Source organism: Xenorhabdus sp. TH1, assembly GCF_037260955.1.
In the GTDB taxonomy this organism is placed as follows: Bacteria; Pseudomonadota; Gammaproteobacteria; order Enterobacterales; family Enterobacteriaceae; genus Xenorhabdus; species Xenorhabdus griffiniae.
This window is the reverse complement of the sequence record NZ_CP147734.1, coordinates 3017336-3041348: the sequence shown is the minus strand read 5'-3', so window position 1 is coordinate 3041348 and position 24013 is coordinate 3017336. Positions and strand designations below refer to the sequence as shown.

Sequence of the window (24013 nt, the reverse complement as noted above, 5' to 3'; positions counted from 1 at the left end):
CAATTACAAAAAGAGCGTAGGGCTTCCGAGTATAGAGCTTTTGCCAATAATGGAAAGCGGTTATCATGCCGATTTATTGATTAGCTGGAGGTGACGGGTAATGCCATCATTTGATATTGTTTCTGAAGTTGATATGCAAGAAGTGCGTAATGCAGTAGAAAACGCACAGCGTGAGTTAAGCAATCGTTGGGATTTTCGTAATGTTCCTGCGAGTTTTGAATTAAACGAAAAGAATGAGTCGATCAAAATTGCCAGCGAATCTGATTTTCAGGTGAACCAACTCGTCGATATTCTGCGTGAAAAGTTCGCTAAACGTGGAATTGATGGTTCTGTAATTAATATTCCTGAAAATATGGTTCATAGCGGTAAAACATACAGTGTAGAAGCAACCTTGCTGCAAGGTATCGATACGCCGTTAGCGAAAAAGATAGTGAAGCTGATTAAAGACAGTAAGCTGAAGGTACAGGCCCAAATTCAGGGTGAGCAAGTGCGGGTAACAGGTAAGGCGCGCGATGATTTGCAAAGTGTCATGGCATTGGTTCGTGGTGCAGAATTGGGGCAGCCTTTCCAGTTTACTAATTTCCGCGATTAATTTCCGTCATTATCACCAAGAGTGAATAATTAATCATAGTACGGTGTCTGGTAACACCGTACTTGTTATAAATAGCTATTTATGGGATAAGACAAGTTGTTCTAACTGCTTGCGATTAGTTAGTTTAGTATCGACTTTGATATATGCACTAAGTTCTTCTGGTGCGATGACAACATCTTTTACACCCGCTTGCGCTAATATCTTTTTCTCTAAAATCTCAGCATTGCTTAGTTGTTCTGGCAAAATAAGCCTGATGCTGCTGACATAGGGAGGCTGCTGTAAGGTCAGGCTGATAATAAACCAGAGTGCGGTCAGCGCGATGCCTCCCATAAAGACGAGTGATGCGCCTTGCCATTCGTAAAGTATCCCCCCAAGGAAGCCTCCCAATGCAACGCCAAGGAATTGACTGGTCGAGTAAACGCCCATAGCTGTGCCTTTGTAACCCGCAGGTGCTTCTTTACTGATGAGTGAAGGCAAGATAGCTTCCATGATATTAAATGCAAGGAAGAAAATTTGAATGCCTGCAAAGATCCCCCAAAGATGCGATCCCTGAGACCATAAAACAGCTTCGGCGATGAATAACATAGCTATACATAGCAAGAATACCTGTTTCATACGACGTTTTGTTTCTGCGTAAATAATGAAAGGCAGAACAGCGACAAAAGAGATAAGTGTCGTAATTAAATACACTTTCCAGTGTTGTTGTGGAGGAAAACCCACTTTTTCCATAATAAGGGGAAGGGCAACAAAGCTCGACATCAATAAGGTATGCAGGCAGAGAATACCAAAATTGAGTTTGATGAGTTGGGGATCGAAAAGCACACGTTTGAAGCTGCCGCGCGCGATACCTGATTCACGATTTAATAAATGCTTGTGTGTATTGGGTACTGCAAACAAGGTGATAAGTATTCCGCAGCAAGCCAAGATTGCAATTGCTCCAAATAGGCCATTTAAACCGATTTGGTGGGTGATAATAGGACCGACGACAATTGCAAAGGCGAATGTAATGCCAAAGCTAATGCCGATAAATGCCATCGCTTTTGTTCGATTCTGCTCACGAGTCAGGTCTGAAAGTAATGCCATAATAGCAGCAGATATTGCTCCCATACCTTGCAAGGCTCGCCCGATAATAATTCCCCAAATAGAGTCGCTTAAGGCGGCAATAACACTGCCTAATGCAAAAATGAGTAGCCCGCCGATGATTAAAGGTTTTCTGCCAATTTTGTCTGAAAGAAGCCCAAATGGGATCTGGAATATTGCCTGTGTTAAGCCGTAGATGCCAATGGCAATTCCGATAAGCGCTTCAGTCGCATCATGTAACGCTAAACCATAGGTCGTCAGAACCGGCAGAACCATGAACATGCCTAACATGCGCAGAGAGAAAACAGAACCTAAGCCCCATGTTGCCCGAAGTTCAAGCGGAGTCATTTTATTATCGTTCATGGATACCTCAAAAAAATCTGGTATGACATTTCAATTAAGTGAGAGCAAACGCATAAAGAAGCGTTTGTGACCAAATAAGTTGTCACTGAATAGAGATAAAAGAAAGGAAAAAGATGGCAGGGTTTACCCTGCCATCTAAATATTACCAGACGTAAGTCAGTAGGTTTTCTGGAGATGCTGTTGAATCTACAGACATCATGACGCTTAATGACATGATAGCGACAATAGAAAACAGAAATAACTTACGGGCCCAAATACGGTCATTAGAGGTTTTATAACCTGATAATGCCATACCTAACCACCAGATGCTCACTGCGGCAGCGACGATAAGGTATTTATAACCCGCATAACCACTGATGGTCAGCATCAATGTGGCAACCATGAAGGCCAGAATATACAAAGTGATGTGGTTTTTCGCGACGGAAATACCTTTAATCACCGGTAATACTGGGATGTTAGCCGCTTGATAATCTTTGAACCGAAAAATAGCAATGGCGTAAGAGTGGGGCATTTGCCACAGACTGAAAATCAGCAACAAGATTAACGCGCCTGTATCGAAATGCCCTGCTACTGCACAGTAACCAATCACGGGAGGTGCTGCGCCTGACAAGCTACCAACCAGCGTGCCATAAACAGATTTTCTTTTCATGTAGAGGCTATAAACCCCGACATAAACGATAAACCCGATGAGAGCTAACTGCATTGCTAAGACATTGGCTGCTACATAGAGCAGCACTATGCCAACAATACCTAACACTGAGGCGTAAATCAGGCTGATTTTCGGATCGATAAGTCCTTTCACAAGGACCCTTTCTTTCGTTCTTTCCATGATACGGTCAATATCGCGGTCGATATAGTTGTTGAATACACAACCGGATGCTACCACCAGCGATACCCCGACCATCGTTGCAAAGAACAAGGGGTAATCTATTACGCCCTTGGAAGCGAGTAGAAAACCACCAATCGCAGAAATTAGATTTCCGAAAATAATTCCTGGCTTGGTCACTTGCAGGTATTGCTTAATCATTCAAATCAACCCTTAATCAACCATCATATTGATGTTCAGGTTGTACATAATCCACAGGGAGCCAACAACAACGATAGCGATGACCACTAATGTGAATATTAAGGCAACGAGGTTCCAACGTTCTTCAGACGATGTATTCATGTGCAGGAAGCAGATGAAATGAACAAAAATCTGAATAACAGCCATAGCAACTACTGTCACCAGGATTGTGCTGTGTGAAGCAGTGCCATCCATCACCATCCAGAATGGGATCACGGTCAGTATGACTGACAGAACAAAACCAATTAGATAGGTTTTGAAGCTACCGTGGCTTGCGCCGGAATGAGAAGTATTTGGATGACTCATTACATAGCTCCCATCAGATAAACGACAGTAAATACACAGATCCAGACAACGTCAAGGAAGTGCCAAAACAGGCTCAGGCAGTTCAGACGCATACGGTTCATATCAGTCAGGCCACGGCGTGAAACTTGAATCATCAGGATGACGATCCAAATTAGGCCGAAGGTTACGTGCAGACCGTGAGTAGCAACTAGTGCGAAGAAGGCAGACAGGAACGCACTACGATCAGGACCAAAGCCTTCTGTGATCAGTTTATGGAATTCATAAACTTCCATTGAAACGAAGCCAAGGCCAAATAGGAAGGTAATGAATAGCCACAAATTAACCTGACCAACTTTACCTTTGTTCATGCCCAGCATGGCGAAACCATAGGTGATACTACTAAATAGCAGCAAGAAGGTTTCTACCAGTACAAATGGCAGTTCAAAAATATCCTTACCAGATGGACCACCCGCAGTGCCGTTAACCAACACTGCATAGGTAGCGAACAGACTTGCAAACAGAATCAAGTCACTCATCAGGTAGACCCAGAAGCCGAATATTTTGTTGGCCCCTGTATCGTGGTGCCCATGAGCATCATGGGCGGCTGTGTTGTTAAGGGTTTGAGTCGACATTATTTCACACCTGCCTTTCTCAGATCTTCATAACGCTGATTTTCAATTTTTTCGATTTCAGCTACAGGAACGTAATAATCAACGTCTTCGTCAAAGCTTTTCACGATGCAACTGATGATGATGCCAGCGAAGCTTGCAATAGCCATCCACCAGATATGCCAAGTCAAAGCAAAGCCTAAGGTCAGACAGAAAGCACTGATGATCACACCTGCGCTGGTATTTCTAGGCATATGAATTTCTTCATATTTCGTAGGTTGTCTATATTCAGCGCCTTTTTCTTTGATATCCCACCATGCATCACGAGTCTGAATGTGTGGAACTTCCGCAAAGTTATAGAATGGAGGTGGAGATGAAGTTGACCATTCAAGAGTACGGCCACCCCATGGATCACCTGTCAGATCACGGTTTTGGTTACGGTCACGGATACTGACGTAGAACTGGATAACTTGACACAGAATACCCAAGGCGATTAAGACTACGCCACCCGCGGCAACAACCAGCAGAGGATGGAATTCTGGGTTGATATCCTGGCTCAGACGGCGAGTCATACCCATGAAGCCCAGCGCATACATCGGCATAAAGGCAATGAAGAAACCAGTGATCCAGAACCAGAATGCACGGACACCCCATTTTTCATTCAGTGTGAAGCCAAATGCTTTCGGGAACCAGTAAGTTGTACCTGCGAAACAGCCAAATACCACACCACCGATAATAACGTTATGGAAGTGAGCGATCAGGAACAGACTGTTATGCAGAACGAAGTTTGCACCTGGTACAGCGAGTAGAACGCCGGTCATACCACCAATGGAGAAGGTAACTAAGAAGCCAACAGTCCACAGCATTGGAGTTTTGAATTCAATACGACCACGGTACATGGTAAACAACCAGTTGAAGATCTTAACCCCAGTTGGGATAGAGATAATCATCGTGGCGATACCAAAGAAGGCGTTGACGTTCGCGCCAGAACCCATGGTAAAGAAGTGATGCAACCAGACAATGAACGACAGGATGGTAATAACGATTGTTGCCCATACCAATGAGGTATAACCAAACAGGCGTTTTTTCGAGAAGGTTGCAGTGACTTCGGAGAAAACACCGAAGACAGGTAGAACCAGAATGTAAACTTCAGGATGGCCCCAAGCCCAGATCAGGTTGATGTACATCATCATGTTGCCGCCCATATCGTTGGTAAAGAAATGGGTGCCCAGATAACGATCCAAGGTTAGCAACGCGATGGTTACTGTCAGGATTGGGAACGCAGCAATAATAAGGATGTTGGTGCACAGTGAAGTCCAGGTGAAGACTGGCATTTTCATCATGGACATACCTGGTGCACGCATGCGCAGGATGGTCACAAAGAAGTTAACACCGGTCAACAATGTACCGACACCAGAGAGCTGAAGACTCCATATCCAGTAGTCAACACCGACTCCTGGGTTGTACTCCAGACCAGATAGAGGCGGATATGCCAACCAGCCGGTTTGTGCAAATTCACCTACACCCAGAGAGATATTGATTAGTGCGACACCAACGACAAATAACCAGAAGCTCAAAGAGTTCAAGAATGGGAATGCAACGTCGCGTGCGCCGATTTGCAGAGGAACAACAATGTTCATCAGACCGACGACGAAAGGCGTCGCCATAAAGAAGATCATAATAACGCCGTGGGCGGTAAAGATCTGATCATAATGGTGTGGGGGCAGAAAACCGGCTTCACCAGCGGAAGCTAGGGCTTGCTGTCCACGCATCATGATGGCGTCAGCGAAACCACGGAGCATCATCACCATGGCAACGACGATGTACATGACACCAATTTTCTTATGGTCAACGCTGGTTAACCATTCACTCCAAAGCCATTTCCATTTACGGAAATAAGTCAAGGAACCAACAACCGCCAGTCCCCCAATCAAGATCCCAAGTAATGTCACCACAATAATGGGTTCATGTAATGGGATCGCATCCAGTGTTAATTTTCCCCACATGCCTTTATTCCTCAACACCTGAATGAGCCGGCTGACTCATATTCATATTATGATCTGCAGCTTCACCATGTTCTGTTTTGCCGTGACCAGCCATACCATGCATACCACCATGGCCCATGTCACCCATGAATTTGGCGATAGTCTCTTGGAACAGTTTTGGTTTCACGCTTGAGAAGTATTCAACTGGATTGTTTTGGCTAGGTTTAGCCAAGTCATTGAATGCTTGTACGGTATCCAGGGTTTTCGGTGATGCTTTCACTTTCTGCACCCACTCTTCAAAACCTGCACGATCATCAGTTGCTGTTGCAGTGAATTTCATGCCTGAAAAACCATGACCACTGTAACTTGCTGAGAATCCATTGTATTTACCCGCTGAGTTAGCAATCAGGTGCAATTTTGTTTGCATGCCCGCCATTGCATAAATCTGACCACCCAACTGTGGGATGAAGAAAGAGTTCATCACAGAGTCTGAGGTGATTTTGAAGTTAATTGGAACATCTTTCGGGAATACAATTTCGTTTACGGTTGCGATACCCTGTTCCGGATAGATGAACAGCCATTTCCAGTCAAGCGAAATAACTTCAATCGTCACCGGTTTTACATCACTGTCTAATGGCTTATAGGGATCGAGTGCATGAGTTGTTTTCCATGTAATCGTTGCCAAAGTGATGATAATCAGGATAGGCACAGTCCAAACGACAAGCTCAATTTTATTTGAGTGTGCCCAGTTTGGACGATAAGTTGCAGATTTATTGGTTTCTCGGTAACGTAAGGCAAAAACAATTGCCATTACAATAGCCGGTATAACAACGATCAGCATTAAACCGAACGCTGTCAGTATCAGCGTTTTTTGTTCGACGCCGATTGCTCCTTTGGGATTCATCAATACCATATCGCAACCACTTAGCATTAAAGTGGCTGCGAGTAATGACGATAACCCAATAGTTTTTTTGTATTTCATAAGTCTCATTGAGCGACCCCAGATAACAAAAGCTTTATTGTCGTTTCATCAGTGCGGGCATTCTACGGTAAGGTTACCGGAGTGTAAACAATTGTAATAGAAGCAGGTTGGCTTGTAGGCTTTTTATGTTAGAGGGATCACATGTAATTCTAAATTTAACAAAACGTTAATTTCGGCTGGTTATTTTAACCAAAAAATCAGAATTGACAATTAATTTCAAATAACACTCTATTTTAAAAAGAAAAAAATTGATAATAATCAAATGAAAACTCTCAAAACAGGCTTTATTATCGATGAGATAACTATTATTTATCGGTTTTAGTGAGCAGCATCAAGCTACTCACCGATTAAACTAATTATTAGAAGTTATATTTCACACTATAAACAATACCATCCTGCAAGAAGTCTTCCCCTAGTTTGTTATCCGCATAGCGGTATTGTACTCCAGTTGTAAAAGAAGGATGTGGAGTCCACCATAATGCAATAGCGCCATTAATGCCTTTACGTCCGCCGTTACCGTAGCGTTCATTGCGATTCAATTCAATTTCATTCCAGTTTGTAACACTGAATTTTTGTTCCCAAAGATTGAAATCGTATCCTGCAACCCAGCCTACGACATAACCGTTATTTCCTGAATAGAAAGTTTGGTCAACATAATGCAATGCGACAAAAGGCTTGAACCACAGGCCAGCAATATTAGCGTTATAGCCTAATCCATAGAGTGTATTAACTTCATGGAAGTTTCCACCGTTTGCTTTTCCTGGTAATGAATAGGTTCCATAAACATGACCATAAAGGTTGAAACCTGTATCACCCAAATAGAAACGGCCTGTTGTCTTGAAAGTATAACGTTGGTTATCACCCGGCTGAGCTGTTTTACTGTTAAAAGGATTCTCTAGATCAGCGAAGCCATAGAGTTCGCCCCAGCTAAATCCTGCTCCACCTTCCAGTTCTAAATAAGCAAAATCATCCTTATGTGAGGTTTGTCCAGTCTTATGAGTGGTATGTTTGCTCCAGTCAAGGTAGTTCATGCTGACATTGCCAAATCCCCACTGGTATTCCGCGCTAGCTGAAGCAGAAACTAAGGCTGCGGCAATTGCGGTGAGTGTCAAAATACGTCTTTTCATAAATTCCCTTTATATAATTTTAAGGTGGTTAACGATATTTCGAATAATTCGAAATAATATGCATTCAAATAATAATATTTGTTAGTTCAAATATAAATAATCTCACTTTGAAAAAAATGTTTTTCAGGCTATCTAATTGTAGGTTTTTACTCTTCTTGTGAAGTTTGTCACTATATAAACCCGATAAGCCAGCAATATAAACTGGTAACAGAAGGCTGAGCTGTGTCAACCTTCTGCTGTAGGCAAGTGCGAAAGGGGCGTTGAATGGGAACAGTAACCTAAGTGAGCTTACTTTTCTTCAAAGCCAAATAATCTAGTATTCCACCTAAAAGAAAGCCCAAGGTTCCAATGATTACACTCCAGGATAATAGTGGAGATATCCACTCACTGATTTTATGCAGATATAGCATGTATTCTGGCGATATCGTGTATACCAGAGACACTAAATGAATGATGATAAATAGTACGCTATTGATAATTAACCAAACTATGAATATCAGGGCGGACAATATCATTATCGTGAAGGCAAATTTATAAGCGTTTTTAAATAGTGTTCGAGGTAGAAACTCATCATTTTTCTCGGTATAAGTCAGTGTCTTACGGCAGACGAACAACAACACGAGCCCCGGTAATCCGACAATAACAGAAAATAGATAAAACATTGGCCAACCATAGGATTCTGCAAACCATCCTGCTACTGGGCCAACATACACTCGGCCAACTGCTGATAATGCAGAAAGCAACGCGAATTGTGTTGCTGAAAATGATTTATTACATAAGGTCATTAGAAGAGCAACAAAAGCTGCTGTTCCCATGCCGCCACAGATATTCTCCAGAAAAATCGCAGCACCCATTAGGTAGATATCTTTAGGGGTAACCGCAAGTATCCAATAACCGAAGTTTGAAACAGTTTGGAGAATGCCAAAGATCATCAAGGCACGAAACAAGCTCAATCGATGCATCAAGTAACCGCCGTACAATGCGCCGACAATGGTTGCCGCAAGTCCGAGAGTTTTGTTGATCATACCGACTTCAGCCGGACTGAAACCAGCACCACGGATAAGGAAAGGTGTGCTGAGTGAGAGAGCAAAGGCATCTGCCAGTTTGTACAGTACAATCAATAGCAGGATAAGCCAGGCATTGTTACGGCTGAAAAAATCAAACAATGGTTCGAATACTGCCTGATGTAATGTTTTTGGTGGTGCTATATTGATTTCTGGTTCTTTGGCTTTAAACGTGGCATATACACCGATCAGCATCAGTCCAGCCATAACCCAATACATACTTTGCCAGCCAATATAGGTGGTAAGTAACAAAGCTAATCCACCAGAAACCAGCATAGCCAATCGGTAACCCAATACGGAAATGGCGGCACCTGATCCGCGTTCTTCTTGTGATAACAAGTCGGTTTTGTAGGCATCAAAAATAATATCTTGGGAAGCTGAAAAGAATGCAATAGCAACAGCCAATGCAGCAAGCCACCATAAATGCTGGGAAGGTTGAAGGAACCCCATTGCTGCAATACTGACGATCAATAAAATTTGCGTAGTGAGCATCCACCCTCGTCGGCGACCTAAAAAGGAGGGGGTATATCGATCCATTGTGGGCGCCCAAAGAAACTTAAAAACATAGGCTTGACCAACCAAAGTGAAAAAACCGATAGTTCGGATGTCGACGTTTTCAACGGTCATCCATGCTTGTAGTGTTCCAGCCGTGAGGGCAAGAGGCAGACCTGAGGCAAAGCCCAGTAATAGAAGGGTTCGATAGTTGCGTAATGCAGACAGGTTTAAATAACGGTGGTTAGTCATGGGCCTCCCAAAACTTTCTGCATACTATCTAATTTTGTCAGAATTAGGCAGAAAGTTTGTTCATTATCCTATTAGTGGACGTTTTGTTTGATAAAGGTGCTGATTGACGCATCCTGAGCCATATCTGCAATTACATCAGATAAGACAGTATTGACTGCGTCAGCAATTTTTGCGTTTGTTGCTGTTAATGGTCCTTGGGCATTGTAGCTGGTACGATAGTTTTTAATTTGTTTACTACCGTCTTGAGCATAAGCAATGATAGAGATTTCAGCTTTGGTTGAAATCTCATGACGCAGACTACCTTCTTTCACATCAGCGTAGAGTTGATTAACAATGACCTGCAGGTTGGCATTAGCAGGAGAGCCTATCATATAGCCGCGAGCCACCATTTGTTTTTCTAGCGCTTCTTGTAGTAAGAAGCGTAAATCACGGGAAGGAACCAAGGTGACTAATCGTGCATTACGGTTAATTTGGGCCAAGGCTTGAGATTGACGATGGTCGACCCCACTAATACTGACTGTGATCGCTTTCATGGTTGGATCTGCTGGTGGCAGGGTAATTTTGGGTTGAATGGCTAATGTATTACCTGAGTCTGCACAGCCAGATAACCCAGATAAAAAGAAAAGCGTGATCAATGGAATAAATATTTTCTTTAGCATTTAGGTTTTCTCAATTCAAGATTCGGATATTCAATACTAATACAGGTAGTTTAAACCGCTGTAATCATAGCATCGCCATTGGTAGCGGCATATCCCTGATGATTGAAACACAGTTTGAAATATCGTGAGAAATACCTGACATAAATACTGTTAAAGCGATTTGGTTATCCCGATGTTATAAGTTACGGGAAATAAACTAGAATCAATGATATGGTTGATAAATAACCTTTGGTGATTTAGGAGAGTGGGATGGTTCGTCAAGAAATAGAAACAAAGTTACAGGCGGCATTTAAGCCTTCTCATCTGGAAGTGACCGATGAAAGTTATCGTCACAATGTGCCAGCGGGTTCTGAAAGCCATTTTAAAATTGTTATCATAAGCAATGAATTTGTTGAACAAAGAATGCTTAGCCGTCACCGCTCAGTATATAGTGTCTTGGCTAAAGAATTAGAGGAAGGTGTACATGCATTGGCTCTTCATACTTATACGGAGAAGGAGTGGACAGAATTAGCAGATACTGTTCTGGTTTCTCCGGCGTGTCGAGGCGGAAGTACAACGACATCAACTTTATGATTTTTCGAGTTAATCTCATAGCTTGTTTGTCTCTATTTTATTAATCTGGATTTAATTTTAGCTAGCAGCCTTTGGGCTGTATTTTTGTTTATATGCATATTGCATAAGCAGTATCATCATAAACAATATTATGACGCAGTCATTGAGCAACGTTTATCACATAAGTCAACGAATCATGCAGGCTTTTGTCTGCAATTCTCGACTCATACTGTCTGCGCCGCTATAATGCTGCGTCTAAATTTTTAGAATGGTTTCGGGACGCTTCTGATCACAGGGATTCTCGGTTTTTAAATGCGACCGCCCCGGTTCTTAAAGAGTACTGCAATCAGCTTTTTTTAAGCCTTGCAGCCGTTCTGAAGTTGACCGAGCACTATGATTTTTTTGAGGTAACAAGATGCAAGTTTCTGTTGAAACCACTCAAGGCCTTGGGCGTCGTGTGTCAATCACCGTTCCTGCTGCCGATATCGAAAAAGCAGTTGACAGTGAACTGGTTAATGTAGCAAAGAAAGTCCGTATCGACGGCTTTCGTAAGGGCAAAGTGCCAATGAAGATCGTTAAGCAGCGTTATGGCGCTTCTGTTCTTCAAGATGTTCTGGGTGATTTGATGCAGCGCAATTTCATCAATGCGATCATTGAGCAGAAAATCAATCCAGCAGGTGCACCAAGCTACAAACCTGAACAGTTTAAAGAAGGTGAAGACTTCGCTTACGCAGTTGAGTTTGAAGTATATCCAGAAATTGAACTGAAAGGTCTGGAAGAAATCGAAGTTGAAAAACCTGTTGTTGAAGTAAAAGATGCAGACGTTGACAACATGCTGGAAACGCTGCGTAAACAGCAGGCAGATTGGAAAGAAACCGATGAAGCAGCGACTGCGGAAGATCGTGTCACTGTTGATTTCACAGGCTCCATTGATGGTGAAGAATTCGAAGGCGGTAAATCAACTGATTTCGTTCTGGCAATGGGACAGGGTCGCATGATCCCAGGTTTTGAAGACGGTATCGTTGGTCACAAAGCAGGTGAAGAATTTACTATCGATGTGACTTTCCCAGAAGATTACCATGCAGAGAACCTGAAAGGTAAAGCTGCGAAGTTCGCGATCAGCTTGAAAAAAGTTGAGCAGCGTGAATTACCGGAGCTGACTGAAGAGTTCATCAAGCGCTTTGGTATTGCTGATGGTACTGTTGAAGGTTTGCGTGCTGAAGTTCGCAAGAATATGGAACGTGAACTGAAAAACGCTGTTCGTAACAACATCAAAACTCAGGTTCTGGATGGTCTGGTTAAGGCTAACGAAATTGAAGTTCCTGCGGCTGTTGTTGATAGTGAAATCGATGTACTGCGTCGCCAGGCTGCTCAGCGTTTTGGCGGTAGTGAAAAACAAGCCCTGGAACTGCCACGTGAACTGTTCGAAGAGCAGGCTAAACGTCGTGTTGTTGTTGGCTTGCTGTTAGGTGAAGTTATCAGCGGCAATGAGCTGAAAGTCGAAGAAGATCGCGTTACTGCGTTGATTGAAGATATGGCTGCAGCTTACGAAGATCCGAAAGAGGTTGTTGAATACTACAGCAAAAATAAAGAAATGATGAACAATATTCGCAACATTGCTCTGGAAGAGCAGGCTGTTGAATTTGTTCTGAGTAAAGCGCAAGTTTCTGAAAAAGAAACTGGCTTCAATGAACTTATGAATCAAAATCAGTTGGCATAAGTTTCATTTATTGATTACCTGAGATGATAAAACCTCGATTCTCAATGAAGTGAACTAAAGTAAACCCGCAGGCTCTGCTTGCGGGTTTTTTTATTTTTCTTGAAAAAAACAGATTTAACCGCATATCCTTTCTTACTATTATGTAAGAGCTTACTACTTTTTAGAGGGGGGGAATGCCCCTTGTTAGTTAACTTTGGATCATGGTCATCATCGCTTATCTCAAGTAGAATCAGTTATGAATGGCACCAGCGTGAGTTCTATTAGGAGACGGAAATGTCATACAGTGGCAAGCAAGATCAATATGCACCTAACATGTCTTTGGTGCCGATGGTGGTTGAACAAACAGCACGTGGCGAACGTGCATTTGATATCTTCTCCCGCTTATTAAAGGATCGTATTATTTTTCTGACGGGGCCTGTCGAAGATCATATGGCGAACTTGATTGTTGCCCAAATGCTATTCTTGGAAGCAGAAAACCCAGAAAAAGACATTCATTTATATATTAACTCACCTGGTGGGGTTATTACAGCAGGTATGTCTATTTATGATACTATGCAGTTTATCAAACCAGAAGTGAGTACTATTTGTATGGGGCAGGCTTGTTCAATGGGGGCATTCTTGTTGACTGCTGGAGCAAAAGGGAAACGTTTCTGTCTACCAAATTCCAGGGTTATGATTCACCAGCCACTAGGTGGTTTCCAAGGACAAGCAACTGACATTGAGATTCATGCGCAGGAAATACTCAAGGTTAAAGCGCGTATGAACGAATTGATGGCGAAACATACTGGGCAGCCACTTGAGAAGATCGTCAAGGATACAGAACGCGATCGTTTCTTGTCAGCCGAAGAATCCGTAGAATACGGGCTGGTTGATAGTATATTTACCCAACGCAGCTAATTATTTAATAGTTACTTTATTACTCCGAACAATGCTGGCCTTTTCTCTAAGCTTGATTTTGATGCCAAACTAGGTGGAGTAATAGCGTTTTTTCTGTTATGCCGGACAGACTGGGATAACAGTTCATAAAGTGAGGTTGACTGATGACAGATAAGCGCAAAGACGGTTCAGGAAAGCTGCTGTATTGCTCTTTCTGCGGAAAAAGCCAACATGAAGTACGGAAATTAATAGCCGGCCCGTCAGTGTATATCTGCGATGAATGTGTCGATTTATGTAACGATATCATTCGCGAAGAAATTAAAGAACTGGTACCACATCGTGAACGTAGCGCATTACCTACTCCTCACGAAATTCGCCAACATCTGGATGATTACGTTATTGGCCAGGAAGCAGCGAAAAAAGTGTTAGCGGTTGCGGTTTATAATCATTACAAGAGACTGCGTAATGGTGACTCCACTAACGGTGTGGAGCTCGGCAAAAGTAATATTCTGTTGATTGGCCCAACAGGTAGCGGTAAGACATTGTTGGCAGAGACACTTGCTCGCTATTTAGACGTTCCGTTTACTATGGCTGACGCCACGACATTAACCGAAGCGGGTTATGTTGGGGAAGATGTAGAAAATATTATCCAGAAACTTCTGCAAAAATGTGACTACGATGTGCAGAAAGCACAACGTGGTATCGTGTATATTGATGAAATAGATAAAATTTCCCGCAAGTCTGATAACCCGTCAATTACTCGTGATGTATCGGGAGAAGGGGTTCAGCAGGCTCTGCTGAAGCTGATTGAAGGTACTGTGGCAGCGGTTCCTCCTCAAGGTGGTCGTAAGCACCCACAGCAGGAATTCTTACAAGTTGATACTTCCAAGATCCTATTTATCTGTGGAGGGGCGTTTGCCGGTTTGGATAAAGTTGTCAGCCAGCGTTTGAACGTCAGTTCAGGTATCGGTTTTAGTGCTACAGTTAGGGGAGAATCGGAGAAAGCAACTGAAGGTGAATTGCTGGCTCAGGTTGAACCGGAAGATTTAATTAAATTTGGGTTAATTCCTGAGTTTATTGGTCGTCTGCCAGTGGTAGCGACACTGACTGAACTTAATGAAGATGCATTGATCCAGATCCTACAGGAACCGAAAAATGCACTGACCAAACAGTATCAGGCCCTGTTTAACCTTGAGGGTGTGGAACTGGAGTTCAGAAAAGAAGCATTGACTGCCATAGCGAAAAAAGCAATGGCACGCAAAACAGGTGCTCGTGGTCTTCGTTCAATTGTTGAGGGTGTTTTACTGGATACAATGTACGATCTGCCATCGATGGAACATGTAGAGAAAGTTGTTGTTGATGAAACAGTTGTTGAAGATAACTCCGCACCATTATTGATATATAGCAAGCCGGATGCCCAAGTTTCTGGTGAGTGAAGAAATGGGGTAGTAAGTGCTGATTATCAATATGCATTGTAAAAAAATGAGGGGTTCTCCCTCATTTTGTTTTTTACAAACATAGGCTATTGAATGTCAGATTCCCGTCCCCATATATTTTATATTCTTTGAAGTGAAACTCGTGAAAACCGTGTTTCACGAGATTCCTAAAACTGGCGAAAGCTAAACGAAGAGAGAGCTCTATGAATCCTGAGCGTTCCGAACGCATAGAAATCCCTGTATTGCCTTTGCGCGATGTAGTGGTTTACCCACATATGGTGATCCCTCTGTTTGTTGGGCGTGAGAAGTCGATTCATTGCCTAGAAGCAGCAATGGAGCATGGCAAACAAGTCATGTTGGTCGCGCAAAAAGAAGCATCTACTGATGAGCCGGGAGTCAATGATCTTTTCTCCGTAGGTACAGTGGCTTCTGTTTTACAGATGTTAAAGTTGCCAGATGGCACAGTGAAAGTTCTGGTTGAAGGCTTACAGCGCGCTCGCATTACCACGTTGACGGATAATGGCGAGTATTTTTATGCACAAGTTGAATACCTTGAATCCCCTGAGGTTGATGAACGTGAGCAAGAAGTTCTGGTAAGAACGGTTATTAATCAGTTTGAAGGTTACATCAAACTGAATAAAAAGATCCCGCCAGAAGTATTGACATCGTTGCACAGTATTGAAGATGCGGCAAAATTAGCAGATACCATCTCTGCACATATGCCTTTGAAAATCAACGACAAGCAAACAGTTTTAGAGATGTCTAATGTTGTTGAACGTATTGAATATCTGATAGCAATGATGGAATCAGAAATCGATCTGCTACAGGTAGAAAAACGTATCCGTAATCGCGTTAAAAAACAGATGGAAAAAAGCCAGCGCGAGTATTACCTGAATGAGCAAATGAAAGCGATCCAAAAAGAGTTGGGTGAGATGGATGATGCACCTGATGAATATGAGACGCTGAAACGCAAGATCGAAGACGCGAACATGCCGAAAGAGGCACGCGAAAAAGCTGAAGCAGAATTGCAGAAATTAAAAATGATGTCTCCGATGTCGGCTGAAGCAACGGTTGTTCGTAGTTACATTGACTGGATGGTGCAAGTTCCTTGGGTGTCACGTAGCAAGGTAAAAAAAGATTTAATAAAAGCTCAGGAAGTGCTGGATACAGACCATTATGGTTTGGAGCGTGTCAAAGAGCGTATTCTTGAATATCTTGCGGTACAGAGTCGCGTTAGCAAGCTTAAGGGGCCAATACTTTGTTTAGTGGGGCCTCCTGGTGTGGGAAAAACCTCATTGGGTCGTTCTATCGCACGTGCAACAGGGCGTAAATATGTGCGTATGGCATTGGGTGGTGTACGTGATGAAGCGGAAATTCGTGGGCACCGTCGTACTTATATTGGTTCAATGCCGGGCAAATTAATCCAGAAAATGTCCAAGGTAGGGGTTAAAAATCCATTATTCTTGTTGGATGAAATCGACAAAATGTCATCCGACATGCGTGGTGATCCTGCTTCAGCATTGTTAGAAGTGCTTGATCCTGAACAAAACGTAGCATTTAACGATCATTACCTTGAAGTTGATTACGATCTTTCCGATGTCATGTTTGTGGCAACATCTAACTCCATGAATATTCCTGCTCCACTGTTGGATCGTATGGAGGTCATTCGCCTATCGGGCTATACCGAAGATGAAAAACTGAATATTGCCAAACGTCATCTGTTGCCAAAACAGATCGAGCGTAATGCACTGAAGAAAGATGAATTAACTATCGATGATGGTGCAATCATTGGCATTATCCGTTACTACACGCGTGAGGCTGGCGTTCGTAGTTTGGAACGTGAAATCTCTAAATTGTGTCGTAAAGCGGTCAAAGCATTACTGATGGATAAGAAACTGAAGCACATTGAAATTAACGCGGATAACTTGAAAGATTATCTGGGTGTGCAGAAAGTGGATTATGGCCGTGCTGATACAGAGAATCGAGTTGGGCAGGTAACGGGTTTGGCGTGGACAGAAGTAGGTGGTGATTTGCTGACTATCGAAACAGCCAGTGTACCAGGTAAAGGTAAGTTGACTTATACCGGTTCATTGGGTGAAGTGATGCAGGAATCCATCCAGGCGGCATTGACAGTTGTTCGTGCTCGTGCTGATAAACTGGGTATCAGTTCTGATTTCCATGAGAAACGTGATATTCATGTTCATGTACCGGAAGGAGCGACTCCAAAAGATGGCCCAAGTGCAGGTATTGCAATGTGCACAGCGTTGGTCTCTTGCCTGACAGGTAACCCAGTTCGTGCTGATGTAGCTATGACAGGGGAAATTACTCTGCGTGGTTTAGTCCTGCCAATCGGTGGCCTGAAAGAGAAACTGCTGGCAGCGCATCGTGGGGGAATTACAACGGTTTTGATCCCAGATGATAATAAACGAGATCTAGAAGAGATCCCGCAGAACGTAATCCAAGATTTGGAGATCCATCCCGTTAAGCGTATAGAAGATGTTTTATCTATTGCTTTGCAGGAACCAGCATTTGGCGCAGAAGTAGTATCACTAAAATAATACAAGAATAGTGAGCTAATTCGATAATAACTGTATATAAAATTCAGGTTGGTGAGTAAATTCAGTCTCACCAGCCTTTTTTATTATCAAGTTAGACTAATGTGACTGTTCCTCGTCCTATCGGGTGAGTAATTGTCTTAAGCGATATTTTTATGAGTTAATAGGATGATACGATTCACCCCATTAACTCAGCCTGAAGCGTACAATCCATTGTGTGAAATAGTGTAGTCAAATTTTAAGATACAAGGATTTTGCTAATTATTTGCTTAAATTTTTTGCCGTTCCATGATTTCTTGCTAATACTGGAAAAGGATTGATATGGCAGTAGAACTGTCGTGTTATCCGTTGTAAGTTGGTTCCGTTACGATGGTAATACTAAAATGGGGATGATAAGAGTGAATAAGTCACAACTGATCGACAAAATTGCGGCTGATGTCAATATTTCTAAGGTAGCAGCTGGACGTGTAGTAGATGCATTCATTTCTTCCGTATCTAGTACATTGAAAAACGGTGATGATGTCGCTTTAGTAGGGTTCGGTACGTTTACTGTGCGTAAGCGTTCTGCGCGTATAGGGCGTAACCCTCAAACAGGCAAAGAAATCAAGATCGCAGCAGCGAAATTACCTTCTTTCCGGGCTGGAAAGGGTTTGAAAGACGCTGTTAATGATTAATGAGCAAAAAACAGGCCTTAGTTTTTGTTATTGCAATAAACTTCAACTGACTAGGTCGTATTGATAGGCTAGAATATAAGCGCATCAATTGATTGGTGCGCTTTTTTTCTCTTAGCGTTTGAATTGTCGTAATATGACAGTTTCTTTTTCACTAAAGCGGAGTTTTACGTCTTTATGATGGACAACCTACGCACGGCGGCGAACGGTCCTGTGCTCAAAATTGTGTTGGCTCTAATTATCCTGACTTTCTTGGTGACGGGTGTAACGGGTTACTTGTCAAGCGAAGGGGGTAATTATGCTGCCAAAGTGAATGGCCAAACCATTAGTCGTGCTCAGCTAGAGCAGGCATTTTTGCAAGAAAAAAATGCTCAGCAGGAGAAGCTGGGAGATGAATTCTCAACTTTGTTAAGCAATGAACAGATGCTACAGCAGCTTCGGCGCCAATCATTGGAAAGACTTATCAATGCTACTTTGATTGAACAATATGCCCGTAAGCTGGGTTTATCAGCAAGCGATAATCAGGTTGCACAAGAGATACGTAATCTACCGTTTCTCCAGACTGACGGCCAATTTGATAATAAAAAATATCAGGAGTATTTAAACTGGCTTGCCCATTCAAACATCAGTCCTGATAGTTTTGCGGAACAGGTTCGTCAGGAACTGATTAATCGTCAATTGAAGCAAGTTGTTATAGATGCGGAAATTGCATTACCGTCAGAAATAAAACGGGAAGTGGCATTACTTCTGCAAGAAAGGACAGTGCGTTTTGCGACTCTTGAATTGAAGTCAATTGAAGAGAAGCAAACAGTTACCGATGAAGAGCTGAAAAAATACTATGACACAAATAGTCAGCATTTCACTGTGCCAGAAAAAGTGAAAGTCAGTTATATCAAAATGGATGCTGCTAACGAACTGGAAAATGTCACTGTATCTGATGTTGATATTGAGAAATATTATAAAAGCAACTTGGTAAAATACACTAAACCTGAACAGAAGAAGTATAGTTTTATTCAACAGGATTCAGACTCTGCCGCTAAATCGGTTTTGGATGAGTTAAAGAAAGGGGCTGATTTTAGCCAATTGGCGTCAGAAAAATCGACTGACAAATTTTCTGCTCAAAAAGGGGGAGATTTGGGGTGGATGGAAGAAAGTTCTCAGCCTAAGGAGCTCAAATCAGCGAATTTGACTCAGAAAGGGCAACTTTCCGATGTGGTCAAATTGTCTAATGGATATGCCATTTTCCGTTTAGATGATATTAAACCTCAGGAAGTCAAACCTTTGGCGGATGTACGTTCGGAAATAGAAAAAATTGTTAAGCAGGAAAAAGCGGTTGATGCTTTCTATGCATTACAACGGAAAGTGAGTGATGCTGCCGCTAATGATAATGAGTCTTTAGAGGCTGCAGAAAAAGCGGCTGGTTATCAAGCTGTGACTACGGACTGGTTTGATCGCGATCATGTTCCCGCTGATATTAATTTCAACCAAGTTGTTCAGGCTATTTTCTCTGGTAACTTGATTGATGATAAAGGCGCGACAGGCATTAACTCTGATGTCATTTCGGTTGAAGGCGATAGGGCTTTTATTCTGCGTGTTGATAGTGTTAAGCCTGAGACAGTCCAATCGTTTGAACAGGCTAAACCTGAAGTTACTGAATTGGTGAAACGCCAGAAAGCAGAAAAACAAATTCAGGTTGAAAGTGAAAAACTACTGGCTGCCCTGAAAGAAGGCAAAGGTGAGCAAGCGTTGAAAACCGCGGGAATTCAGTTCGAGCAACCTACCGTGATAAAACATCTGCCACAAACTAATCAGGCTACCGATGTGGCATTCACTTTACCTCATCCTAAAGAGGGTAAGCCAGTATATGGATTAGCTCAAGATGAACTTGGTAACGCTGTGCTTATCCAATTGGATAAAGTTGTTCTTGGAACTGTTACAGATGATCTGCTCAAACAATATATGGCGGGTTATCAGTATCAGACCGGCAATATCATGCTGGAGTCACTAATAATGAATTTACGTGATGATGCGGATATTAAATTCGGTCAACTTGAATAAACTTGCGAAGTTACTCGCATCTGTTTTTGCAAAATAGTAATTGAAAAAGGCCACTTTCGTGGCCTTTCGCATATCTAAACTTTGCCTGTTGCCTGGAAATATCGTTGTGGCAATCTCTCTTTCACCAACAAAACATGGAGAGATTTACATGAAAAATTTAAGGATATTATTTAATTCACTCATGATGGCATTGTGTATCAGCATACCATTAACCCATGCCGATACCGTTAATGAGTCTACTGTGAAACAACCTGTTAAAACCACCGTTGAAAACGGTAAGGTGAAAGAAGGGGGAGAGCAAGTTTCAGGCCAGCAGATACAGGGAAAAGAAGGAATTAATATTAATACAGCCAATGCTGAAGAGTTAGCGAAAGAACTCAATGGGATTGGCACTAAAAAAGCACAGGCGATCATTGAATATCGTGAAAAATATGGTCCTTTTACAGCAATAGAACAATTACAGGAAGTACAAGGTATTGGTCCGATTTTTATAGAAAAAAATAGAGATAAATTGACTTACTAAATGTGGTGCCCTCTTGTGTATTGCCAGTCATTTAATCAAGAGGGCTGTGATATCGATCAAGAATAATTGATTAAATACTATTGTAATTGAATTGTTTTGCTATTGTTACATTTTATCTGGTCGGATGAGTGTGGGGGGAAAATAGCAATGAGCACAATTATCAAAGTCAGAGGTTACCATATTGATATTTTTCAGCATGTGAATAATGCTCGTTATTTGGAATTTATGGAAGCCGCTCGCTGGGATTTACTTACTGAAAATAACACGTTGGAATGGTTAAATCGTAAGAATATTGGTTTTGTTGTGGTGAATATCAATATTAATTATCGCCATCCAGCCATGATTACAGATGAACTTGAAGTGAAATCTTCGATGCGAGAGTTACGTAACAAAAGCGGTACATTTTTCCAGGAAATTATACGTAGAAGTGATAACCAAATTATTGTAGATGCTTTAACTACATTTGCTTGTATTGATTTGAAAACGCAAAAAGCGTTAGTTTTAGAAGGCGAATTACGAGAAAAAATGGAATTTTATAAAAACAATGCCGAATAACGATAAGACAAAAATGTGGAATGAGAGGCTCGGGGAACCTCTCATGGATAATATTAATGAAATAAAATGTTTTGACTAACTGAGATGTGTTTTGGATTTCATATCTAACATCGTGGCTTGGGTATTGCTTAAATAATCATTTAATCCTTTAGCTCTGAGGTGGCAGGCAGCGCATTCACCGCATCCGTCACCTTGGATACCGTTGTAGCATGTAAGGGTTCTATTGCGAACAAAATCTAATTTTTGATAATAATCTGCCAATGCCCAAGTCTCCGCCTTGTTTAACCACATCAGAGGAGTTTCGAAACGAATATCACGAGCGATACCAAGGCTAACTGCTTTATTAAGGGCTTTGACAAATTCATCACGGCAATCTGGATAGCCCGAAAAATCTGTTTCACAAACGCCAGTAATAACGACTTCAGCTTCAACCTGATAAGCATAAATTGCTGCCAGAGTTAAAAACAATATATTACGGCCAGGTACAAAAGTACTTGGGAGGCCACTTTTTTCACTTTCACAGAAATCGGGTACGGGAATATTGTCTCTTGTTAGGCTACTGATTGCGAGCTCGTTCAATAAAGTCACATCAAGTACTTTGTGGGCGGCAGCACCCAATTCTTTGCTTATACGACAAGCTACATCAATTTCAGCACGATGACGCTGTCCATAATCAAAGGTGACACAGTGAACTTCGTCATATTGGTGGAGTGCCTGAATTAAACAAGTGGTGGAATCCTGTCCACCACTGAATACAACAACGGCTCGTTTCATGATATTTACCTCAATAAATTGAAGGAGATATGTTACTCATAACCGTTTAACTTGGGTAGTTGTGTTAGATACTGTGTGATATCCCCGATATTATTGCGAACCCACTCTGGGTTGTAATAAGTATCAAGGTAGCGCTCCCCACTGTCACAGAGTAATGTCACGATTGCCCCTTGTTGGTTGTTATCGTGCATCTGCTTGGCGAGTTGTAAAGCTCCCCAGACGTTAGTCCCTGTTGAGGCTCCCGTTTTTCTACCAATGAGTTTTTCAAGCCAATAAATGGTAGCCATTGTGGCAAGATCGGGAACTTGGATCATGTCATCGATAACCGTAGGAATAAAAGAAGGTTCTGCGCGTGGACGGCCAATTCCTTCTATTTTACTGCCCGTACCTCTGCAAATATCATGGCGGTTCTGGTGGTAGCAATCGTAGAAGACGGAGTTCTCTGGATCGACAACAATGAGTTTAGTGTCATATCCTTGGTAGCGGATATAACGACCAAGTGTCGCAGATGAGCCACCCGTTCCTGCACTCATAACGATGTAAGTTGGTTCAGGAAAGGGCTCTAGTTGCATCTGGCGGAAAATACTTTCTGCAATATTATTGTTTCCTCGCCAGTCAGTTGCTCGTTCGGCATAGGTAAACTGATCCATGTAATGGCCATTAAGCTCTTTTGCCAGGCGCTCTGATTCTTGATAAATCAAGGCAGAATGCTCTACAAAATGGCATTTACCACCATAGAACTCAATCTCTTGAATTTTGCGTTTAGCAGTACAGAAAGGCATAACTGCAATAAATGGTAAACCCAGTAAGCGGGCAAAATAAGCTTCCGAAACAGCGGTACTTCCAGATGAAGCTTCAATAATAGGTGTTCCTTCCTGGATCCAACCATTCGTGAGTGCATACAGGAATAGGGAACGTGCAAGCCGATGTTTGAGGCTACCGGTGGGATGAGTGCTCTCATCTTTGAGATAAAGATGAATACCCGGAAACATTGGGAGATTCAGGCGAATGAGATGTGTATCAGCGCTGCGTTGATAATCAGCTTGGATAGCTTTTATGGCATTTTTAGCCCATAAAGACGACATAAATTGACCCTAAATAATAATACTGTAGTGGCATATAGATTACTCTTACGTTTGGAGAAATAGGTTGTTATTTTTCTGTAATTATCCGTTATATTTGGGAAATATTTCTATAGGATATAGATATGTTAGATAAAATAGACCGTAAGCTACTGGAACTGCTCCAACAGGATTGTAGTCTATCCTTGAACGCACTGGCTGAAGCCGTTAATTTGACTTCGACACCTTGCTGGAAGCGCCTTAAGCGACTTGAAGATGAAGGTTATATTGTTGGCAGGGTTGCCTTGTTAAATGGGGAAAAACTCGGTCTGGGTTTGACAGTGATAGTGATGATTAAAACCCAGCAACATAGCAGTGAGTGGTATGAACAGTTTGTCAGCTTTATAAAAGAGATGCCAGAAGTCTTAACATTTTATCGCATGGCGGGTGAATATGATTACCTGATGCATATAGAAGTTGTTGATATGAAGAGTTATGATCATTTCTACAAACGTATGGTAAATGGGGTTTCTGGTTTGATTGATGTGACTTCTAACTTTGCCATGGAAAAGATCAAATATACAACGGCGCTGCCAATACCAGATTCAATAACATCATAAAGATCCCTTTGGTCGGTAGGTGCTAACTCTTTCATTTTTTACCTTGGGAATAGGTGT

Annotated in this window: 22 protein-coding genes; 11 read left to right on the top strand and 11 right to left on the bottom strand. The window is 42.1% G+C overall.

The features are described from left to right. Positions 1-100 precede the first annotated feature (100 nt). Complete coding sequence (locus WDV74_RS13270) at positions 101-592, top strand: YajQ family cyclic di-GMP-binding protein (protein WP_189758908.1); 492 nt, start codon at positions 101-103, stop codon at positions 590-592. 75 nt (positions 593-667) lie between these two features. Here the strand turns inward: WDV74_RS13270 and WDV74_RS13265 are convergent, their stop codons facing one another. The 9 genes from WDV74_RS13265 to WDV74_RS13225 form a co-directional block, all read right to left on the bottom strand. Further along, complete coding sequence (locus WDV74_RS13265) at positions 668-2035, bottom strand: MFS transporter (protein WP_338883246.1); 1368 nt, start codon at positions 2033-2035, stop codon at positions 668-670. A 142-nt stretch (positions 2036-2177) separates the two neighbouring features. Further along, entirely contained in the window at positions 2178-3062 is an 885-nt protein-coding gene (gene cyoE / locus WDV74_RS13260) for a heme o synthase (protein WP_338883244.1), read from the bottom strand. A gap of 12 nt (positions 3063-3074) precedes the next feature. Then, positions 3075-3407, bottom strand: coding sequence for a cytochrome o ubiquinol oxidase subunit IV (locus tag WDV74_RS13255; RefSeq protein ID WP_074019286.1), 333 nt, complete (start codon positions 3405-3407; stop codon positions 3075-3077). Beyond that, on the bottom strand, positions 3407-4018 hold the full coding sequence (locus tag WDV74_RS13250; RefSeq protein WP_338883243.1) for a cytochrome o ubiquinol oxidase subunit III: 612 nt from the start codon (positions 4016-4018) through the stop codon (positions 3407-3409). The genes WDV74_RS13255 and WDV74_RS13250 overlap by 1 nt, the downstream gene beginning before the upstream one ends. Further along, the gene (gene cyoB, locus WDV74_RS13245; RefSeq protein ID WP_338883242.1) at positions 4018-6000 is read right to left on the bottom strand and encodes a cytochrome o ubiquinol oxidase subunit I; all 1983 of its coding nucleotides are present in this window, start codon (positions 5998-6000) and stop codon (positions 4018-4020) included. Before cyoB ends, WDV74_RS13250 begins: the two co-directional genes overlap by 1 nt. 4 nt (positions 6001-6004) lie before the next feature. Continuing rightward, a complete protein-coding gene (gene cyoA / locus WDV74_RS13240) occupies positions 6005-6970 on the bottom strand; it encodes a cytochrome o ubiquinol oxidase subunit II (protein ID WP_338883241.1) in 966 nt (321 codons plus the stop codon). Positions 6971-7320: 350 nt separating this feature from the next. Further along, complete coding sequence (locus WDV74_RS13235; RefSeq protein WP_338883240.1) at positions 7321-8088, bottom strand: outer membrane protein OmpK; 768 nt, start codon at positions 8086-8088, stop codon at positions 7321-7323. Positions 8089-8366: 278 nt separating this feature from the next. Then, positions 8367-9896: a muropeptide MFS transporter AmpG gene (ampG, locus tag WDV74_RS13230; RefSeq protein WP_338883239.1), complete on the bottom strand. Its 1530-nt coding sequence runs from the start codon at positions 9894-9896 to the stop codon at positions 8367-8369. A 71-nt stretch (positions 9897-9967) separates the two neighbouring features. Continuing rightward, a complete protein-coding gene (locus WDV74_RS13225; protein WP_338883237.1) occupies positions 9968-10555 on the bottom strand; it encodes a lipoprotein in 588 nt (195 codons plus the stop codon). 249 nt (positions 10556-10804) lie between these two features. Here WDV74_RS13225 and bolA point away from each other — a divergent pair, with 249 nt between their 5' ends. The 9 genes from bolA to WDV74_RS13180 all read left to right on the top strand — a co-directional run bounded on the left by bolA (position 10805) and on the right by WDV74_RS13180 (position 21501). Further along, positions 10805-11128: a transcriptional regulator BolA gene (gene bolA / locus WDV74_RS13220; protein ID WP_338883236.1), complete on the top strand. Its 324-nt coding sequence runs from the start codon at positions 10805-10807 to the stop codon at positions 11126-11128. A gap of 394 nt (positions 11129-11522) precedes the next feature. Next, positions 11523-12827, top strand: coding sequence for a trigger factor (gene tig, locus WDV74_RS13215; protein WP_338883235.1), 1305 nt, complete (start codon positions 11523-11525; stop codon positions 12825-12827). 273 nt (positions 12828-13100) lie between these two features. Further along, positions 13101-13724 (top strand): ATP-dependent Clp endopeptidase proteolytic subunit ClpP, encoded by a 624-nt coding sequence (gene clpP / locus WDV74_RS13210; RefSeq protein ID WP_338883233.1) that lies wholly within the window; start codon positions 13101-13103, stop codon positions 13722-13724. 143 nt (positions 13725-13867) lie between these two features. Further along, positions 13868-15139, top strand: coding sequence for an ATP-dependent protease ATP-binding subunit ClpX (clpX, locus tag WDV74_RS13205; protein WP_338883231.1), 1272 nt, complete (start codon positions 13868-13870; stop codon positions 15137-15139). Positions 15140-15342: 203 nt separating this feature from the next. Next, positions 15343-17697 carry an endopeptidase La gene (gene lon / locus WDV74_RS13200; protein ID WP_338883230.1) on the top strand — a complete coding sequence of 785 codons (2355 nt, stop codon included), beginning with the start codon at positions 15343-15345 and terminating at the stop codon, positions 17695-17697. Between the two features lie 386 nt (positions 17698-18083). Further along, positions 18084-18368 carry a nucleoid-associated protein HU-beta gene (hupB, locus tag WDV74_RS13195; protein ID WP_338885614.1) on the top strand — a complete coding sequence of 95 codons (285 nt, stop codon included), beginning with the start codon at positions 18084-18086 and terminating at the stop codon, positions 18366-18368. Between the two features lie 174 nt (positions 18369-18542). Then, the gene (gene ppiD, locus WDV74_RS13190) at positions 18543-20423 is read left to right on the top strand and encodes a peptidylprolyl isomerase (protein WP_338883229.1); all 1881 of its coding nucleotides are present in this window, start codon (positions 18543-18545) and stop codon (positions 20421-20423) included. 148 nt (positions 20424-20571) lie between these two features. Then, positions 20572-20946 carry a ComEA family DNA-binding protein gene (locus WDV74_RS13185; protein WP_338883228.1) on the top strand — a complete coding sequence of 125 codons (375 nt, stop codon included), beginning with the start codon at positions 20572-20574 and terminating at the stop codon, positions 20944-20946. Positions 20947-21093: 147 nt separating this feature from the next. Beyond that, positions 21094-21501 (top strand): thioesterase family protein, encoded by a 408-nt coding sequence (locus WDV74_RS13180; protein WP_338883227.1) that lies wholly within the window; start codon positions 21094-21096, stop codon positions 21499-21501. 75 nt (positions 21502-21576) lie between these two features. On the opposite strand, the gene queC is transcribed toward WDV74_RS13180, so the two are convergent. Both queC and WDV74_RS13170 read right to left on the bottom strand, forming a co-directional pair. Continuing rightward, complete coding sequence (gene queC / locus WDV74_RS13175; protein ID WP_338883226.1) at positions 21577-22275, bottom strand: 7-cyano-7-deazaguanine synthase QueC; 699 nt, start codon at positions 22273-22275, stop codon at positions 21577-21579. Between the two features lie 32 nt (positions 22276-22307). Then, on the bottom strand, positions 22308-23360 hold the full coding sequence (locus WDV74_RS13170) for a PLP-dependent cysteine synthase family protein (protein ID WP_338883225.1): 1053 nt from the start codon (positions 23358-23360) through the stop codon (positions 22308-22310). 122 nt (positions 23361-23482) lie between these two features. Here WDV74_RS13170 and WDV74_RS13165 point away from each other — a divergent pair, with 122 nt between their 5' ends. Continuing rightward, complete coding sequence (locus WDV74_RS13165) at positions 23483-23956, top strand: Lrp/AsnC family transcriptional regulator (RefSeq protein ID WP_338883224.1); 474 nt, start codon at positions 23483-23485, stop codon at positions 23954-23956. The last annotated feature ends 57 nt before the right edge of the window (positions 23957-24013 follow it).

Bases quoted from the DNA above. Each gene is read 5' to 3' on its own strand.
- WDV74_RS13270 (WP_189758908.1), top strand. From the start codon at position 101: ATGCCATCATTTGATATTGTTTCTGAAGTTGATATGCAAGAAGTGCGT.
- WDV74_RS13265 (WP_338883246.1), bottom strand. From the start codon at position 2,035: ATGAACGATAATAAAATGACTCCGCTTGAACTTCGGGCAACATGGGGC.
- cyoE (WP_338883244.1), bottom strand. From the start codon at position 3,062: ATGATTAAGCAATACCTGCAAGTGACCAAGCCAGGAATTATTTTCGGA.
- WDV74_RS13255 (WP_074019286.1), bottom strand. From the start codon at position 3,407: ATGAGTCATCCAAATACTTCTCATTCCGGCGCAAGCCACGGTAGCTTC.
- WDV74_RS13250 (WP_338883243.1), bottom strand. From the start codon at position 4,018: ATGTCGACTCAAACCCTTAACAACACAGCCGCCCATGATGCTCATGGG.
- cyoB (WP_338883242.1), bottom strand. From the start codon at position 6,000: ATGTGGGGAAAATTAACACTGGATGCGATCCCATTACATGAACCCATT.
- cyoA (WP_338883241.1), bottom strand. From the start codon at position 6,970: ATGAGACTTATGAAATACAAAAAAACTATTGGGTTATCGTCATTACTC.
- WDV74_RS13235 (WP_338883240.1), bottom strand. From the start codon at position 8,088: ATGAAAAGACGTATTTTGACACTCACCGCAATTGCCGCAGCCTTAGTT.
- ampG (WP_338883239.1), bottom strand. From the start codon at position 9,896: ATGACTAACCACCGTTATTTAAACCTGTCTGCATTACGCAACTATCGA.
- WDV74_RS13225 (WP_338883237.1), bottom strand. From the start codon at position 10,555: ATGCTAAAGAAAATATTTATTCCATTGATCACGCTTTTCTTTTTATCT.
- bolA (WP_338883236.1), top strand. From the start codon at position 10,805: ATGGTTCGTCAAGAAATAGAAACAAAGTTACAGGCGGCATTTAAGCCT.
- tig (WP_338883235.1), top strand. From the start codon at position 11,523: ATGCAAGTTTCTGTTGAAACCACTCAAGGCCTTGGGCGTCGTGTGTCA.
- clpP (WP_338883233.1), top strand. From the start codon at position 13,101: ATGTCATACAGTGGCAAGCAAGATCAATATGCACCTAACATGTCTTTG.
- clpX (WP_338883231.1), top strand. From the start codon at position 13,868: ATGACAGATAAGCGCAAAGACGGTTCAGGAAAGCTGCTGTATTGCTCT.
- lon (WP_338883230.1), top strand. From the start codon at position 15,343: ATGAATCCTGAGCGTTCCGAACGCATAGAAATCCCTGTATTGCCTTTG.
- hupB (WP_338885614.1), top strand. From the start codon at position 18,084: ATGATAAGAGTGAATAAGTCACAACTGATCGACAAAATTGCGGCTGAT.
- ppiD (WP_338883229.1), top strand. From the start codon at position 18,543: ATGATGGACAACCTACGCACGGCGGCGAACGGTCCTGTGCTCAAAATT.
- WDV74_RS13185 (WP_338883228.1), top strand. From the start codon at position 20,572: ATGAAAAATTTAAGGATATTATTTAATTCACTCATGATGGCATTGTGT.
- WDV74_RS13180 (WP_338883227.1), top strand. From the start codon at position 21,094: ATGAGCACAATTATCAAAGTCAGAGGTTACCATATTGATATTTTTCAG.
- queC (WP_338883226.1), bottom strand. From the start codon at position 22,275: ATGAAACGAGCCGTTGTTGTATTCAGTGGTGGACAGGATTCCACCACT.
- WDV74_RS13170 (WP_338883225.1), bottom strand. From the start codon at position 23,360: ATGTCGTCTTTATGGGCTAAAAATGCCATAAAAGCTATCCAAGCTGAT.
- WDV74_RS13165 (WP_338883224.1), top strand. From the start codon at position 23,483: ATGTTAGATAAAATAGACCGTAAGCTACTGGAACTGCTCCAACAGGAT.